General features: G+C 47.6%; 14 protein-coding genes. 5 read left to right on the top strand and 9 right to left on the bottom strand.

Features of this window, described 5'->3' with window-relative positions:
* Positions 1-114 precede the first annotated feature (114 nt).
* The 7 genes from QUA78_RS02275 to QUA78_RS02245 form a co-directional block, all read right to left on the bottom strand.
* Positions 115-651 (bottom strand): MgtC/SapB family protein, encoded by a 537-nt coding sequence (locus tag QUA78_RS02275; RefSeq protein ID WP_333300074.1) that lies wholly within the window; start codon positions 649-651, stop codon positions 115-117.
* Positions 652-919: 268 nt separating this feature from the next.
* Positions 920-3,037, bottom strand: a complete 2,118-nt coding sequence (locus QUA78_RS02270) for a DNA-binding protein (RefSeq protein WP_333300073.1) — start codon at positions 3,035-3,037, stop codon at positions 920-922.
* A 372-nt stretch (positions 3,038-3,409) separates the two neighbouring features.
* Positions 3,410-5,176, bottom strand: a complete 1,767-nt coding sequence (locus QUA78_RS02265) for an NACHT C-terminal helical domain 2-containing protein (RefSeq protein WP_333300072.1) — start codon at positions 5,174-5,176, stop codon at positions 3,410-3,412.
* A 354-nt stretch (positions 5,177-5,530) separates the two neighbouring features.
* On the bottom strand, positions 5,531-6,223 hold the full coding sequence (locus QUA78_RS02260) for a hypothetical protein (protein WP_333200611.1): 693 nt from the start codon (positions 6,221-6,223) through the stop codon (positions 5,531-5,533).
* A gap of 149 nt (positions 6,224-6,372) precedes the next feature.
* Complete coding sequence (locus QUA78_RS02255; protein WP_333300071.1) at positions 6,373-7,044, bottom strand: hypothetical protein; 672 nt, start codon at positions 7,042-7,044, stop codon at positions 6,373-6,375.
* A gap of 176 nt (positions 7,045-7,220) precedes the next feature.
* Positions 7,221-7,988, bottom strand: a complete 768-nt coding sequence (locus QUA78_RS02250; RefSeq protein ID WP_333300070.1) for a PP2C family serine/threonine-protein phosphatase — start codon at positions 7,986-7,988, stop codon at positions 7,221-7,223.
* A gap of 218 nt (positions 7,989-8,206) precedes the next feature.
* A complete protein-coding gene (locus tag QUA78_RS02245) occupies positions 8,207-8,869 on the bottom strand; it encodes a vWA domain-containing protein (protein WP_172192353.1) in 663 nt (220 codons plus the stop codon).
* Between the two features lie 244 nt (positions 8,870-9,113).
* Here QUA78_RS02245 and QUA78_RS02240 point away from each other — a divergent pair, with 244 nt between their 5' ends.
* Together QUA78_RS02240 and QUA78_RS02235 are read left to right on the top strand one after the other, a co-directional pair.
* Complete coding sequence (locus QUA78_RS02240; RefSeq protein WP_333300069.1) at positions 9,114-9,716, top strand: Uma2 family endonuclease; 603 nt, start codon at positions 9,114-9,116, stop codon at positions 9,714-9,716.
* A 52-nt stretch (positions 9,717-9,768) separates the two neighbouring features.
* Positions 9,769-10,023 carry a DUF6737 family protein gene (locus QUA78_RS02235; protein ID WP_333300068.1) on the top strand — a complete coding sequence of 85 codons (255 nt, stop codon included), beginning with the start codon at positions 9,769-9,771 and terminating at the stop codon, positions 10,021-10,023.
* Between the two features lie 100 nt (positions 10,024-10,123).
* Here the strand turns inward: QUA78_RS02235 and carB are convergent, their stop codons facing one another.
* A complete protein-coding gene (gene carB / locus QUA78_RS02230; protein WP_333300107.1) occupies positions 10,124-13,435 on the bottom strand; it encodes a carbamoyl-phosphate synthase large subunit in 3,312 nt (1,103 codons plus the stop codon).
* Between the two features lie 577 nt (positions 13,436-14,012).
* Positions 14,013-14,357 (bottom strand): hypothetical protein, encoded by a 345-nt coding sequence (locus QUA78_RS02225; RefSeq protein WP_333398549.1) that lies wholly within the window; start codon positions 14,355-14,357, stop codon positions 14,013-14,015.
* Between the two features lie 550 nt (positions 14,358-14,907).
* On the opposite strand from QUA78_RS02225, the gene QUA78_RS02220 reads away from it, so the two are divergent.
* The 3 genes from QUA78_RS02220 (at position 14,908) to QUA78_RS02210 (ending at position 17,238) form a co-directional block, all read left to right on the top strand.
* Entirely contained in the window at positions 14,908-15,165 is a 258-nt protein-coding gene (locus QUA78_RS02220) for a hypothetical protein (RefSeq protein ID WP_333305188.1), read from the top strand.
* Positions 15,158-16,381 carry a murein transglycosylase A gene (locus QUA78_RS02215; RefSeq protein WP_333305186.1) on the top strand — a complete coding sequence of 408 codons (1,224 nt, stop codon included), beginning with the start codon at positions 15,158-15,160 and terminating at the stop codon, positions 16,379-16,381. The genes QUA78_RS02220 and QUA78_RS02215 overlap by 8 nt, the downstream gene beginning before the upstream one ends.
* Before the next feature lie 152 nt (positions 16,382-16,533).
* A complete protein-coding gene (locus QUA78_RS02210) occupies positions 16,534-17,238 on the top strand; it encodes a tetratricopeptide repeat protein (RefSeq protein WP_333305185.1) in 705 nt (234 codons plus the stop codon).
* Positions 17,239-17,398: the final 160 nt, after the last annotated feature.

The raw sequence follows: 17,398 nt of genomic DNA, 5'->3' as shown, positions 1-17,398 counted from the left end.
AAAACTTCGGAGATTCAAGCCAGAGCAATTAACCGCAAAAGGTACTCAGCTACTCACCATTGTCTTTGACCGTGCTGAGTAGATATTGTACTTTTTGAAAGGGAAGCTCAGTTATTATGGCTGCCGATCTTGCACTGAGGCTGCATCTTTGACTCGTGTTTTTGCTTGGCTGTTAGCATAAGCACGAATCAAGGCAGACTTCTTAAGCCGTTTGACGCCACTCAAAACCAAAAGTGCAAACAGCGTTCCTATCAAACTCATCACCCACAAACCGCAACCTGCCGCTGCACCTAATCCGGCAGCCAACCAAATAGTTGCGGCGGAAGTTAATCCTTTGACTTCCGCTTTACCCACTGGGTATTGAGTTTGTTGCAGAATGATTCCGCCTCCGAGAAAGCCTACCCCTGTGGCAACTCCTTGGATAGTTCGGCTCAAAGCATTGGAAGAGGAAAAGGTGCTGTCGCCATCCATCTGCAAAGGAATCATTACAAATATAGCTGCGCCTAGACTCACAATCATAAAGGTTCTTAAACCTGCTGGTCTACCTGGCTGCTGGCGGTTCATGCCGATCGCGAAACCTACCAGTAGTGCAGCCGTCAGCCTAAAGGTGACTGTTTGCCAATCGTTGGGGCTGAAAAAGATAGAACTCATTGCCTGTACTCCTACTAGAACTCGCTCTTCACGCGCACGCACTTCCAGGCGCGGCAGGCTGACTTAATGTAACTCCGGTTAGTCGCTAGACTTACTAGGGAATCTGGTTAATTTTAAGTTAAGACTAAGTTAAATTCAAGTAGAGGTTCGGATCGATGTGCGACCCCGAAACGTCAAACGCCCGAACTCGCACGCTTTGTTCGGGCGCTTGGCTAATAGGTTGCACAGAAATATCTGCGGTTGCAAATTTATATCGTTGCTTCTTCCTTCACCACTTCCCCAACGCCCCCCACACAGTACCCGAAACCACCCCCCAAATCGCGCCCAAACCAGCCCCGACGATCGCCCCCGCCACAGGCCCCAACTCCACCGGCACCCCAGCGCTAACAGCCGGAAACATCGCAGACACCACCGCCCCCAACACAGCACCCGCGAAAGTCCCCAAAAAACTGCCCCAAATCGCCCCCAAAGCCCCACCCCTCACCCCCGAAGGCTGAAACGAAATCGGCAGCTTCGGCGCAAACCCGCAAAAACCCAACAAACCCCCAGAAACCACACCTCCAACAGAACCCACACCAGCCGCCACGATCGCCACACCCAGCAGCAAACGCGCAAACTCATCCACCGGCCGCATCTCGACACCGTATTGCTGCCAAACCACCAGCCCAGCCCCCAAAAAAACACCAGCCACAGTCCCCAAAAACGCTCCCCAGACCGCCCCCAAATATCCTCCCCGCCGGCCCCACACCCTCCCCACCGGCAGCGCCAGAGGAGGGCGAAAAGTTGCCCAAACACAGCCCCAGACAGCACCAACCCCCGCCCCAGCCAAAATCCTCTCTCCGATCCCCGGAGTGCTATTAATCGCGCCAAACACCGCACCGCCGATCGCCGCCAACAAAAAAGCCCCCCAAGCCGCCCCCACCAAAACTCCGCCCCACTTCCGCCAAATCTGATTCGGCGCCAAAGTAAAAACACCCCACATCATCCCAAAAAAACAGCCCCAAATCGTACCAACAAAAATCGCCCCCAAAATAGCGCCACCGCCCTCAGCTATTACCGAATAAATCCCCCCGATCGCCGCCAAACACAAACTACCCCAAACACCTCCCCAAGCAGCATCCTGAAAAATGCGCTCAAACTTGCCCGCGGGAACCCGAGGCGCGGGAGTCCGATTCCGAGAAGACATCGGCAGCGGTAGCAACGGCACTGCGTACTGGCCGAGTTGACGCGGCAGCCCCGTGGCGGGCTGTAGCCGGCGCGCTGCGGGTTCCCTCACGACCGGCGGTGGTTGGGGCTTTTTACGCTTGATTTTCGCGGGCTGCAAGTGCAATCCGTTGCTGACTGCTTGCCGCGAAGGAAACGGATCGCGACCTTTGAGGAGTTTTGCCCGATCGCACCAAGGGCACCGATTCAGATGATTTCCGTATTTATGCTGACTGTTTTTGCTGCAAGTAATTAAAGAATCTTCCGCTTCCCGAATCGCATTCACCCAAGTTTTCGCATCCGGGCGCGCCGAAGGATTGCCGTGCCCTTCCTCAAAACAGCGGACAAACATCTGCCGCAGTCGGGGATGCAGCATCTCGAAAGGAGGCGCAGCCGGCATCGGGCGGTAGGGAATCCGCTTCGTACCTGTGGGGAAATGACCCGATCGAATTCTCGCTTCCAAAGCTGGCGGTTCGTCGCTACCGAGATAAACTCCCGAAAACGGGTGCGTACCTTCCATCAGCAATTGAAAAATTAATACAGCTAAACCGAACAAATCGTGCTCTGGAGCTCGATCGATATCGCGGAAAGTCTGGCCCTGCAACTCCGGCGGCGTAAACTCGGGTTTCCCCACGGGACACCGATAAACGTAACCCGTATAAGGATCGCGGACTTGAAACGAATCCGTGTCTACCAGCGTTACCAACGCCGTATCCGTGACGAGAATGTTCGACTCGTTTACGTCGCCGATGACGTAACCCCTGACGTGGAGGGCGTTTACAGCCGAGGCGAGATTTCTGGCGGTACGGTGGAGGTAAAGATAGTTAAACAGCGGTTTTTGTTCGCGCCTGGTTTTGGGAGTGTAGAAAGTGTGTACCGGCATCACTTTGTTGACGCGCGGCATCACAAAACCGACAATTTTTTCTCGCCCGCCGACAGTATGCAGCAAATCGATCGGCCAAGCAATTGAAGCGTGTCCCGGTTCCGCGATCGGCGCATCCGGCGGCATACTGAACATGACTGTGAGTTTGTCGCCGTCTTCGTCTGTCGGTTTGTGGTAGATTTTTGCTACAAGGGACGAGTCTTGGGCGATCGGGTAGATGCGACCTTCACCGCCACTGGCGATCGCGCTGTTGCTGTCGATCGCAATCAGTTGTCCGCTAAATTGGCGCTGCAACTGCATAGAATTCCGTTATGGGATAGAGAATTTGGAAGCCATCACTCAATAAACTTGACTTGCACATTAAATCTTACCTTTGTTATGACTTAGGCACGGGTGCGTCGAAACCGGGTTTTTCACCAAAAGAGGCGTTGCAGCCCGCAGATTCGGTAAAAAACCCGGTTTCTTGGGTCGGAGTGCGTCATTCGATTTTAGATTTTAGATTTTAGATTTTAGATTTACACCACGGATAAATCCGGGGGCTTGAGGATGCAAGGATTTTGGATTTTGGATTGATTCCACGGATAAATCACGTGGCGGGTACCATCAAGAAATTATTGGTCAGCCCTGTTTCTGTTAGTGGGATGGGCGTCCCGCCCGTCCGCGCTATCAAAATTAAATGTGAACCAGCTTCAAATCCACCGACAATAACAACATTTTATCCTCAATTCTTTGTCTGACGGCCGGTGTCACCTGACAATTATCGCTGTTGAGGCATTCCACCAACAAGCTTTGGGCATAGTAATACTGTTTCAGCAAAGTTTTCTGTTGGGGGCTAAAGTCTCGATTGTAGCCGATCGCACTTTTGAATTTGGCCAGCCAACAGCGACCGCAATCTTTGCGCCACTTTTTCCAGTTTTGCAAATCAGGCATCTGAGTCTGAAATTGTGCCAGAAGTTGTTTAAGTTCTGGTTCAATATCCAGCGCCAAAATGCCAACCAAGATATCCACCGCATCATTATCAAAAGCCAATTTCAGAGACTCGTTAACCTCCGCAAATTCTACATTTTTTCGCGCCTTTGCCAAACAATTCCGAAACTTGCGAACTTTCGATCTATCAAACTTCAGACTCGGATCTAGGACGCGAGTCAAAGCCAAATCGAGCACGCAAACTAAGGCAACATAAAAAGCGCGAATTTCCGCCGGTTTGAACTTCCTTTGCACTAACTGAGACTTGTGATTTGCCCAGATTAGCAACTGCTGCAAAGTTTCATCTTTAGCGGCCATACTGTCTAATTTTTGTTGCATCAGCAGCAAAAGTTCGTCAGCAGGTTGCAAAATGCTGACAACTCTCACAAATTCATTTTTCCACTTTTTGTCTGTAATCCTGCTGACCAATTCTGGCAGCGAATCAGGGTTGGCACTGTCAATTAAATATTCTGGTTGAGTGTCGGTTTCCTCTAGCAGTTCGTCAACTGCGCTTTTGATAAAGTTATCCACCAACCAGTCGCGGGTACGCGAGAAATTGCTCTCCAATTCCAGGTAATGACTGCCTAATTTTGCCTTAAAGTCTTTGGGAAAAATCTCTTTAGCCACCAACATATTTTTCCAGCGACTTAGCTGGCTGGCGTTGCGTTCGGGAAAGCGGTTGTACAGATAGTCGATCGCGATCGCATCTAGAATATCCGCACCCAGGATTTCCCGCCGTTTCACCTCGTTTTCGGGTCCTATTTGTCGCCGCTGAGTTAGAGGCCGACACTGGCTAACAGTTGGTTCAATCAAGTGCTGAATCAGCCAGTTTCCCCCACGGAAAAAATCGCGATCGAACTCCAAGTAAATCGCGCCAAACAAAGCCTCAAAAGTCTTCGCCAAAATTCTATTGTACTGACTTTCTTCTGTTTCTTTTCGATTCCAGACGCGCCAAGATAGTTCCTTTAACTTCAAATTTTGTGCAAATTCCGCAACTTTTTTCGGGTCTGCTAAACAAGCTTTTAAGGTTGAGATAGCATCTGGATCGAGTTCTGGATATTCGCGGTACAGGTAATCGGTAACAACAGCACCGAAAATCGCTCCGCCTAAGAGTGACAGCCGTTTGTACTTAACCTCTTGCCAAGCGGGAGACTCTTCGGGGCGATCGGGGTAATCGCTGGTATAGTAACGGCAATTTAAGGCAATTTCCAGCAGTTTTGTCTGCTGAAAGCTGCAAAGGTCGATCGCTGCTTTGACTGCTTCAATATCTACCTTTTTACTTTTTATTAGCTCTAATTCTTCTTCACATTTTCCCCACTTTTCCAACCAATCACCGCCAGCATCTTCAACATACCGATCCACAAAATCTACCCCGTAATTCATCCATTCATCCTGCATTTTTCTGGCGGCTTCCAGTTCTTCCCTGACTTTCTGCAAGTTATTTTCAACGGTGTTCGTACCTTGTACTGTCATAGTATTGATTTTGATGTATTTTGATTTTATTTCCAACAATTTCACCGCGATTAAATCAAATCTCAATTGAATTTAGGCCGTGTTGCTAGTTATTTTACAAGATTGATTTGTGCCGTAAATCTTCCCGTCGCTTAGCCTTCGTATCAAACACCTGTTGCCGCCGTCTGGCAGACCCCTCCCGGAACTCGAAAAGGGGGAGGAATAATCTTGGTCTGTTTTCCCTTTTGCGGGAAGCTGGCTGGGGGCTAGCTTTGTTGCATTGTCGAGAATTGTGCAATATGTGAGTTAGTCAAAATTTCTTTATTCACCGAGTTGGGAGCAGTCGAACTATTCTCAGCAGCATATCTGCTTGATTTACGGGAACTTGAGGTAACGACCTGCGGGCAAATTATCGCTATTATATAATGCTATGTTAACTAACTGGTTCAGGAAATTTTCATCGTTTCTATCATAACTTAAAAATAATCCTCTGTCAATCCCCCAACCTTGAAGAGTTTGTTGCCAATTTTGATATTTTTGTTCAGAGAACTCATCCGAAAGAGTAGTCACTTGGATGCAGAGGGGCTGCTGTTGGCGGTTGCTAACGATCGAATCGGTTGCCATAGAAAGATCGGCAACATATCGATACAAAACAGTGCCTTGGCGATCGACAATTCGGGCTGCGATCGCCCGAATGACGAGATCGTCAGCCGGATCGAATTTACCGGCTTTCAGTTTTTGTTTCCAGATGTAAAATTTGCGATCGTTTTCGCTCAGCCATTTAGGAAATAGATAGCTGTACCAATACCTTTCCCCCGGAGTCATTAACTCAAACGCGGCTTGCTGTTCTCTTCCTGAAGGTAGAGATTGAACTGCTAGCCAAACCTGAGAATCTCGGATAAGCTGCAGCAAAAAAGCCATCACAAATTTTTTAGCAGTTAGCGAACCGGGTTTAACATCTTTCACCCAGCGATTGATTTCATCCAATCTTCTCGCCAAACTCGGATCTATTGGATCTGCTTCGCTAATTAGGGAGTTGAGCTTATCCTTAATCTCTTGTGCTTGCAAACGACGACCTACTGTACAAACTAAAGCAAAATTGTTGACACCTCGATTTTATTATAGAACCGCGCCAAATTTTCACCGCTGATTACACATCTCCCAAAATTGTTGTGGGTAAGTATCCTGCCAGCCCTTAACTTTATTTGAGCAGATGTCTATTGAGTAGCTGCGACTGATTCCCGTAGGCGCTGGTACAATAAAACAAAATAAACATTCATCAACGGCCCGGCTAAAAACCCGAGTAGATTAGCTGCAAGCTGATATGCTACGGATTTCCCCGTCGGATCGATTAATAGGCAAATCAATAGTATTGGCACAAAAACCACCAAGATTATCAGCAAAGTCGAGCTAAATACCAACCACCAACGCCCTTTAGTTAATTCCCAACTGCTGCTAATACTGTCCAACGCCGAAGAGTTATCAATAACGGTAGCGTAAGATGAAAACATTAACCGATATGATACATAAAACCCGGGAATTATTAGTGCAATGAAGCCAGCAGACACCAGCAGCAAACACATAAGGGAAGCCGCAATTAGTTGTAGCAATCTTCTGTTTGACTGAGTAAAAGACTGACCAACAGTTACTTTATTTTTTGTTAAATCTCGGTAACTGTAAAAAATCATAGCTCCCGACAAGAAAGGAACTACCACCAACCAGTAGATAATATTGAAAGCAACACCTACTGAACCTAGCTTGCCAAAACTATTGAGTCCGACAAATATCAAAATTGGAGAGTTGATGAGCAACAGGGGAGCGTATCTAGAACCTATATTAGCAAAGGTTTCTCGCAACAGGCTTCGGGCACTAATTCGTGAAGCTGTCATAGTTTTTTATCCTGCTTTTGTAAGTGGATTGGAACATATTAAGTGCGTTTGACAAATAAACATTACATGGGAGGGTAAGTGAGAATACTCATCAAGTCGCTGGTATCTCATGATGCTACCCTAAACCTGCCCGGACAAGATACTATTTTTGTTGGCCCTTACCTACTTAGACATTATTAATTAGAAAAAGTTGCTAACAATAATGTTAAGTCATCATCGGTGCGTTCGGAAACGCGGGGCGATCGCAAAAATGACTCTAACTGCTGTTTCGCATCTTCCTCTTCTTTCGACTCGCCAGAAAACCGAAACAAAGGTGCAAAAAACGGCCCGTGTGGCGTGCCTTCTGGGATTTTGAGAGCTAGCATTTGCAAGCCGTCGGAAAAAACGGCTAAGTGCGGCAGTTTTTCCCGCCGTACCTGAAATTGCGCTGTTTCGATCGCATTCGGCGAAATCAAAAAGATGGTTTCGTTGATGTATTCGCCGCAGGGAGGTACAGTCAGGGCGATCGCATTTCCTGCACTGTCACCTGCTACCGCCGCACCGTCGCCGATTTGAGCAACTGCGATTAATTCTGGAGTAGCAACAACTGCAATTAAAGTGCAAGCTAAATCTCTCGCAGCCACTTCCCGCACTGCCGCTTCTGCTTCCACCTGCGCCCGCGCAACTTGCAGTGATGCTGTCAAGAATACCTGCCATTCGCCGTCATTTTGAGGCAGCCTTTCCTGTTGCCCGCAAATCGTTTCGACAACCGCTTCCACAGCAATTTTTGCCCCAACTTCTGCGAGTGCTGCCGAACCCGCACCATCGGCAACCGCTGCCGCTAAAACACCGTTCGGTAAGAGACGCCAGCAGTGGGCATCTTGACAAGGCTGCGATCTTTTTTCGTGGCTCGTACCTATCACCGATGCCGCTACAACTTGCCAATTAAAGGATGAATTCTGCATTAATTACTCTTTAACTCAAAACTTCGTAAATTCACAACTATGCAAAGTCTGGACGGATTTATTTATCCCTAATTACAGCACTTTTCTGGGTTCGTAGGTACTAGCCCTTGTAGGGACACGGCACTGCCGTGTCCCTACAGCACTCTTACTAATGACCAATGACCAATGACTAATGACTAATGACCAATGACTAATAACTAATGACCAATGACTAATGACTAAACTGTTCCCCATCCGGGTGGCGGCAGTGCTACTTGTTCATCAATTTTTGAGTGAGAAACTCTCTGCATACTAGCCGACAGCCAGATGAACATCTCTCTAAAGTCTAATCCTCTCAATTTTACAGGCGTGCGCTCGACAATTTGCCCGAGACGGGCGATATTAGCACCTTCCACTCCGACTGCAAAAAATGCCACGCGCTTGTTAGTCTCTTCCTCTTTAATCCGCTGTGCTGCTATTTCCACAACATCGTCTGATTCGCCTTGAGGTTCGCCGTCGGTAATCATAAATACCCACGGGCGGTAGTAGGTAATGCCGTTGTTGCGGTATTCGGATTTGCGGGCCGCAATGGTATCTAGCGCTAGCTGAATGCCTGCGCCCATGTGGGTTTGTCCTTGAGCTGTCAGCAGTGGCGTCTCGAACTGGTCGGCGGTCACGAAGTCTTGCACGACTTTGATATGATTGTCAAAGGAAATAATCGCGACTTCGACTCGCTTTTTAGCTAGTTCGTCTTTAATTAGGTCATTCCTAAAAATTTCCAGCCCCTCATTCAAGGCATCTATGGGTGCGCCTTGCATGGAACCGGAGGTGTCCAGCAGGAGGACGCAGGGACAGCGCGGCTCTGGGTTTTCGGCAAATTCTACGGCTTCGTCTAGTCTCATGGTTCGGGGTTGACCTGGGAGTGGCTCGATTTCTAGGTTTGTTACTTTACTGTATCAAGTCAGTAACAAATTTAAGTGCAAATTGCTAGGGCGATCGCATTTTACCATTTACGTGAATCGATTTGAGATTTTTGATGGTATATTTTAGATTTGAGAATTGGATGTCTGCCGTCAAAAAAACAAATTTCTTCCAACCTGTGGTAATATAGACTAATAGTATTACTGCAAAATAAGGATAAATCTTATGATTGCAACAGTCACACAGAAATTAACCTTTGACCAATTCCTTGTAGAATGTCCAGAAGATGGACTCTATGAACTGGTAAATGGAGAAATTGTAGAGATGAATGCCACAAGAAATCATGATGATGTTGCTGATTTTACGTCTGACTCATTTAAAGATGAAATTAAACGGCTAAGTTTAAATTATGTAGTCAAAAATACCGCCGTTATCAGAACTGTAACTAAAGCCGGAATCGAACAAGGGCGGAGGCCGGATGTCAGCGTAATCGATCGCGATTTGTGGCGCTCGAACCGTTCTGCTTATGCTGCATTGCGGGAACCAATTCAACTGGCAGTGGAAGTAACATCAACAAATTGGGAGGACGATTATATAGACAAATTGGACGAATATCGGCGTTTGGGAATTGTAGAATATTGGATTGTCGATTATTTAGCAATTGGCAGCAGGGAATTTCTGGGAAATCCCAAAGTTCCAACTGTATTTGTCCACCTTTTGGATGCAGAGGGCAACTATCAAAGAAGCGCGTTTAAAGGCAGCGAACGAATTGTATCGCGGACTTTTCCCGAATTAACGCTGACAGCAGAAGAGGTGATGAATGTTTAACTTCGGTTAATCCAGCTACCCAGACTATTCTCCATAAAAAATTACTGAAAATATGAAATCTATTTCTGATAAAAAACTTTCCGATAGAAAAGCTATTAGTCCTTGGAGTTACAAACCTTGGTGGTGTCAGCCTTGGTCGATTCTTTTAACTGGTACTAGCCTGATTAGCGGTAGTTGGTTTTTATTAAAAACTGTTTGGATAACTATTTTAGTCGCGATTCCTTTATTAGCCTGGATGGGTTTTTTCTTGTTAGTATGGCCGAGGTTGATGGTGTCTAGCGGAGTTTTAGATTCCGATGCAGATTAGGTTTTGGTGGCGCGCACCCTATGTTTAGGGTAAGGTGGCGCGCACCCTAAACATAGGGTAAGGTGCGCGGTGCACGCCCTACCTTTGAGTGTTTCGCAGTCTAGGTTTGCGGGTAATAGTCTTGAATTGCTTTTACTTGCATCGGGTGGGATTTGAGCGATCGAATTCCCGCTGCTGTCGCTTTGGCACCGGCTATAGTCGTAATAATCGGGATTTTGTAAGTCAAAGCTGTGCGGCGGATAAAGATGCCGTCGGCTCGGGATTCTTCACCGGAAGGTGTGGTGATAATTAGTTGAATTTTCTCATTCTTGATCGAATCCAACAAATTCGGCCGCCCTTCGTGCAGTTTCAATTCCAGATCTACCTGTAAACCTTGTTCTCGCAAAACTTTGCGTGTCCCGTGGGTTGCGACTACTTTGAAACCCAATTCTAAGAATTCTTTGACAACTGGTACAACTGCTAGTTTGTCCCGCTCGCGCATCGAAACCAGCACGGTTCCCAACAGCGGCATCTGTTGTCCGGCGCCGAGTTGAGCTTTGGCAAATGCTTTGCCAAAATCTGTGTCCATCCCCATTACTTCGCCGGTCGAGCGCATTTCTGGCCCTAACAAGGTATCAGTTCCCGGGAACTTAGCAAAGGGCAATACTGCTTCTTTTACCGAAACATGAGTGGGTATAATCTCTTCAGTAAAACCCAAAGCTTTTAGAGTTTTGCCGGACATGACGCGCGACGCCATTTTTGCTAAGGGAACTCCGATCGCCTTGGACACGAAAGGTACTGTGCGAGAAGCGCGCGGGTTAGCTTCCAAAATGAAAACTTGTTCGCCTTGAACGGCAAATTGAATGTTCATCAACCCGATCACTTTCAGGGATTTTGCTAATTCTACAGTCCAGCGGCGGATTGTTTCTAAAGCTCCGGCCGAAAGCGTTTGGTAAGGGATAGAACAAGCAGAGTCGCCGGAGTGGATTCCCGCTTCCTCGATGTGCTCCATAATACCCCCGATCGTCACATTGCCAGTAACATCGGCGATCGCATCTACATCCACCTCGATCGCATTCTCCAAGAACTTATCAATTAAAATCGGATGATCGGGTTCTACCAGCACGGCATAGGTCATGTAACGTTCCAATTCCGTATCGGAATAAACAATTTCCATTGCTCGCCCGCCCAACACGTAACTCGGCCGCACCACTACCGGATAACCGATCCGTTGAGCTACTATCAAAGCATCCTCATAACTGCGCGCCAAACCGTTAGCAGCTTGCTGAATATCCAACTCCCGCAGAATCTTTTCAAATCGCTCCCTGTCTTCAGCAGTATCAATGGAATCCGGCGAAGTTCCCCAGATTTTTGTTTGTACGTCAGGGTGATTTTCCAGGGCTTTTTGTAAAGGAAGCGCCAATTTTAGCGGGGTTTGTCCGCCAAATTGAATGATGATTCCTTCGGGATTTTCGGCTTCTATGATGTTGAGAACATCTTCTTTTGTTAGCGGTTCAAAATACAGGCGATCGCTCGTATCGTAATCCGTCGAAACCGTCTCCGGGTTCGAGTTGACCATAATTGTCTCAAAGCCGTCTTCTCCTAGGGAATAGGAAGCGTGACAGCAGCAGTAATCAAACTCAATTCCCTGTCCGATCCGGTTCGGCCCGCCGCCTAAAATCATCACTTTTCGTTTGGCAGAAGGCAAAACTTCCGACTCCGGCGCGAGACTGTGGCCTACAGGCGAAACTTTCTTTTCTTCATCGCCCAATTCCCAAATTGCAGCTCCTGCTTCGTAGGTGGAATAATAATACGGTGTAAACGCTTCAAATTCAGCGGCACAAGTATCGACTGTTTTGTAAATCGGCACTACGCCTAACTGTTTGCGGTAAGCGCGTACTTGATCTTCCGATGTTTTGGTGGCGTAAGCAATTTGGCGATCGCTAAATCCCAACTGCTTTACTTCAAACATTGTCTCTTTTGTCAACTCATGCAACTGCGTTCGTTTCAAGAACTTCTCAGTTTCCAGCAATTCCTGCATTTTATCCAAAAACCAAGGGTCGATTGCTGTGAACTCGAAGATATCTTCGACCGACATTCCCATCATCATCGCGTGGCGGACTGTAAAAATGCGATCGGGATTTGGCGTCCGCAATCCGGCGCGAATTTGTTCCAAACTCGGCAACTTTTCCGGTTTGTCGCACCCGAAACCCGCGCGGCCTGTTTCCAATCCCCGCAGCGCTTTTTGGAAGGATTCGTTGAAGCTGCGCCCGATCGCCATTACCTCCCCAACTGACTTCATTTGCGTTGTCAGAGTCGGTTCGGAACCGGGAAACTTTTCAAAGGCAAATCGGGGAATCTTCGTCACCACGTAGTCAATTGTCGGCTCAAAAGACGCCGGAGTTTTCTTGGTGATATCGTTGGAAATTTCGTCTAGGGTGTAACCTACCGCTAATTTTGCCGCCATTTTTGCAATGGGGAAACCAGTTGCTTTCGAGGCCAAGGCGGAGGAACGGGAAACCCGAGGGTTCATTTCAATAACGATGAAATCTCCGTTGACTGGATTGACGGCAAATTGAATGTTGGAACCGCCGGTTTCAACTCCGATTTCGCGGATAATTTTAATCGAAGCATCCCGCAGGCGCTGATATTCTTTGTCTGTGAGAGTTTGCGCCGGGGCGACGGTGATAGAATCGCCGGTGTGGACGCCCATCGGGTCGAGATTCTCGATCGAACAAATAATCACCACATTATCTGCCAAATCCCGCATCACTTCCAGTTCGTACTCTTTCCAACCAATCAAAGATTGTTCGATCAAAATTTGCGATACTGGACTCGCATCAATCCCGCCTTGTGCCATTTCTTCAAACTCTTCTTGATTGTAAGAAATGCCGCCTCCCGTGCCGCCCATTGTAAAAGCAGGACGAATAATTAACGGATAACTGCCGATTTGGTGGCCAATTGCTTTGGCTTCGTCGAGAGTGTTGGCAATTCCAGAAGGGCAAACGGCGACGCCAATTCGCGCCATCGCTTCCTTAAATAATAGCCTGTCTTCTGCCATTTCAATTGCTGGCAACTTAGCGCCAATCAACTCGACATTGTACTTTTCTAAAATCCCATTTTTAGCGAGTGCAACTGCTAAATTTAGCGCCGTTTGACCGCCCATAGTCGGTAAAATTGCTTGAGGTCTTTCTTGAGCAATGATTTGTTCGAGGATGACTGGCGTTAGAGGTTCGATGTAAATGCGATCGGCAGTTTCCGGATCTGTCATAATCGTTGCCGGGTTGGAATTCACCAACACTACTTCAAAGCCTTCTTCTCGCAAAGCTTTGCAAGCTTGTGTCCCTGAATAGTCAAATTCGCACGCTTGACCGATAACAATTGGGCCGGAACCAATCAGAAGAATTTTTTTTAAGTCTTGACGGCGGGGCATAGGTTCGTAATTGGTAATTGGACAACGTTGAGGATTAATTTGATATTTTGCATCAGTCTTAGAAACAGGCTTTCTGAGCTGTTCCCCCCAAAGCTTACTCAAAATAGTGCAAGTTTTGTTGTTAATTTGAAATTGTGCACCATTATCAGCATTTTGGAAGCAAAACCTCGCAACTCCGGCTGACAGACACCCCCAGCCAACCAGAAATATTGATGAGAAAAGGATGCTGTCGATCGGTAAATCCAGACTATTTTAAGTGTTGCGGTCAAATCGTGTTCTAAAATACACAATCCGTGTATTCCCCCCGATTAATCATTGTAGAGACTTAGGCCAAGGCGTGTCCTGACTGTGGGGAACGCGTAGAATTAACCGGGTTGGATGATGAAATTTTTCGATCGCCCTCGGAGGATGTGACAATCGTAGATCCAGCCATGTAGACGCGGCGATGGAGGACACGGCAATGTCGTGTCCCTACCCAAAAAAATCGATCGTCGCCCTCGGAGGATGTGACAATCGTAGATCCAGCGGCCATGGAGGACACGGCATTGCCGTGTCCCTACCGTATTTCAGCCTATTTTTAGGCTTTGCGCGATCGGCGAATGAGTACGCTTATCACTTGTCCCGGCTTTGCACCTCGCTGTGGCGGGCTCCAATCCCCGACGGCGGCAAATCCCAGTCGGTACAAAGTGTGGATGGTTTCTAACACGGCTGCGCGGGAACCGACAACCGTTATCCGCACGACTTCCTGTTCCGATACTGCTGAGTCGTCATTTGGACGCGCGGACAAGTTATCGTCAGGTACGAATTCCTGTGACATAATATGGTCTCCTGGTTTTTGGTTTTCTAGGAAAACCCAAAAACCCAGCCGCCCCGCACGGTAACGCAAAGCAGGGCGGCTACAGAGAGTGTTAAAATTCTCCATTAGCCTCCAGACTGGCGTAATCAGTTTGGCGGTAGCTGTCTATTGCTGTTGGCGCAGCAATGGGCAGTGCAACTAGATTTTTGAGCGACGTTGGCTGCTTCCTCTTTGAGGAAAGCAGCCTTAATTTCACAGCGTAGCCGCAGATGGGGGCCGCCGTCAATCGATTTTAGATTTTAGATTTTAGATTTTAGATTGGGGTTTTCCTGCAACAACTTTATCGATTTTAGATTTTAGATTGGGGTTTTCCTGCAACAACTCTCCGGTCTCTCCCACCCTCTCCTTCTCCCCCTCTCCCCCTCTCCCCCTCTCCCACTCTCCCCCTCTCCCTCTCCCCGTCCCTCAATCCAACCTATTAGATGAGGGAATGCGCCGAGGAAGAGGTAAAATATGGAATCGTTCCAAAAGCTTAAAATCAAAAATCAAAAATCAAGATATGCCTAGAACTCAAGTGCGAATATTCCGTGCACCTGCTGCTTGAGGGCAGGCACATCAATTTTAGATTTTAGATTTGAGATTTTAAATTGTCCTCCAACAACTCTCCCCATCTCCTATGCCTAGAACTCCCAGCGAATATTCCGTACACCTGCTGCTTGAGGGCGGCCACCGCGAAGAAGTGCGTTTCGCAACGCTGGCAGATTTTCAAAAGTGGTACAGCAGTACGCTGGTGCCGAAACAAGATTCCAGAGAATTTCTTAACGTCCCGATCAAAAATATTCAAGGCGAATACATGGTAGTTCGGCCTACCAGCGTTCTCGCAATTCGCGTAGAACCGATATTTACTTCTAGCGTCGAACGATACGATGAATAAGGAAAATAATCAATTGAGTAGGGAAGATTGGAAATTGAGCAAGATTTTTCGCTATCAGCTATTAGCGATCGCCTGTTGCGTTTTGGCGATCGCTTTTTCGGTGCCCGCCGTTGCAGTTGCGCCACTGCAACCAATTAGTTTAAATCAATTGCAAGCTGGCGAGTCGGATCATCTCGCCTTTGACGCTCAAATCTGGGGCAAAAATGGCAAATCGGGTGATAAAGAATTGCTGTTAAAGTCGATCGACAACAGCCTCCGCTATCTCGATACATCGGCCGCCGGCAGTGCTTACAGCCGCTATCCAGTAGCAGGAGTTACGCGCGATCGAGTCCGCCGTTCCCTCGATCGATTCCGCCAATTAGTTGTCAGTTCCACAACCCCATCACAACTTCAGGAATCTGTCAAGCGCGAATTTGTATTTTACAAATCCACGGGCAAAGACGGCAAAGGAACAGTTGCATTTACAGGTTATTTCGAGCCGACTTACGCAGCATCTCGCACGCCGAATTCCGAATACCGTTATCCCCTGTACCGGATGCCGCCGAACATGGCATCTTGGCCGAAACCTCACCCGACAAGATTGCAATTAGAAGGCGAAGATGCTTTGCAGGCAAGTAAAGGATTGCTGCGGGGATTAGAATTAGTTTGGTTGCACGATCGATTCCAAGCATTTCTCGTGCACGTCCAAGGTTCTGCGAGATTGCAGCTAACAGATGGTAGCGTGATGACAGTCGGTTTTGCAGGCAAAACCAGTCACAGTTATACAGGAGTCGGGCGAGAATTAGTTAAAGACGGAAAGTTTACTTTAGAAGAGTTAAATTTGCCGAAACTAAAGGAATATTTCACTAACTTTCCCGCAGATATGAACAAATATTTGCCGAAAAATGAAAGCTTTGTATTCTTCCGGGATACTAACGGAGTTCCAGCCACAGGAAGCATTGGAGTGCCAGTAACTGCCGAAAGGTCGATCGCCACCGATAAAGCTTTAATGCCGCCCGGTGCACTAGCATTAATTAGTACAAAACTTCCTTATCCGAATGCGGCGGGACAACTCGAACAAAATGCCGTGAATCGGTACGTTTTGGATCAAGATACTGGCGGTGCAATCAAAGGTGCGGGGAGAGTTGACGTATTTATGGGAACGGGGAATTTAGCGGGCGATCGGGCCGGTTATATCAACTCAACAGGAGAACTGTATTATCCGCTTTTAAAGTAGATTAATTCTACTTCATGTGATTGTTTGCTGTGCGTCGCCATCCCGGACACGGCACTGCCGTGTCCCTACAGATATCCCGGACAATCTATATGTAATCCTACTTTTGATAATTGCTATAAAATAGAAAATACCCCACCCTCCCAACCTCACAAATGCTAAACAAAATTCTGCAATTCTTCAAACGACTAATTCAGCGAATATTCGGAACCCCAACCCCACCCTCCGCGCCGGGAAATACCGCCATCCGCCCAACCTTAACTGACGCGGAATACGAGTCGAAATTCATGGAAATTCTCGAAGGGGTGAATGCCGGCTGGAGTCGAGGAGATGTAGCGGGATTCTTAATCGCAAAACGCCTTAAAGATGGTGAATTGGCAGCTTGGTTGCGACGGTTTGGGGAAAGATTGTTAGAGGGCGAACATGATGACACCGCTGCTACGGATGCCGTGGCATCGCTTCAGGAATTGGCGCAGCGGCTGGTATTGTTAGGTAGAATTGGCAGCGGGGAAATGTCAGAGGTTGCGAGGCAAATTGGGCGGGAGATATTAACAAGATTTCCGCTGCCGGAGGTTGAGGAGGAGGATGCAAAGGGGAGGGTGATTGAGGCGGTGTTTGTTGGGGATGGTTTGGGTTTTTCAGGGGAAGTGAACCGCACAGGCGCTGAGGCTGCGGAGGCAGAATCGGAAGTTAATGTAGATGCTGAGGCGTGGTGCGATCGGGGTAATGAGCAGTATAATTTAGGAAGATTTGAAGAGGCGATCGCATCTTATAACCAGGCAATTGCTCTCAAACCAGACTACCACGATGCTTTGCACAACCGAGACCTAGCACAACGTAAGTTAGGGGGAATTGAATAGGCGAACTCGCTTGTATCCAGCATTTTGGCTAGGTATTGCGAGCGGCATTGTACTATTAAGAATTAAGCGCTGTTTCCTCGCTAATTATTATACAGTTAGAATAGAAATTATAGGACTGAAGTCCTCACTAGGAACTTAATTGATAAGGGGTGCATGGTGC

The organism is Microcoleus sp. K4-B3, from assembly GCF_036704615.1.
Lineage (GTDB): Bacteria > Cyanobacteriota > Cyanobacteriia > Cyanobacteriales > Microcoleaceae > Microcoleus.
This window is presented reverse-complemented; position numbering and strand designations above follow the sequence as displayed.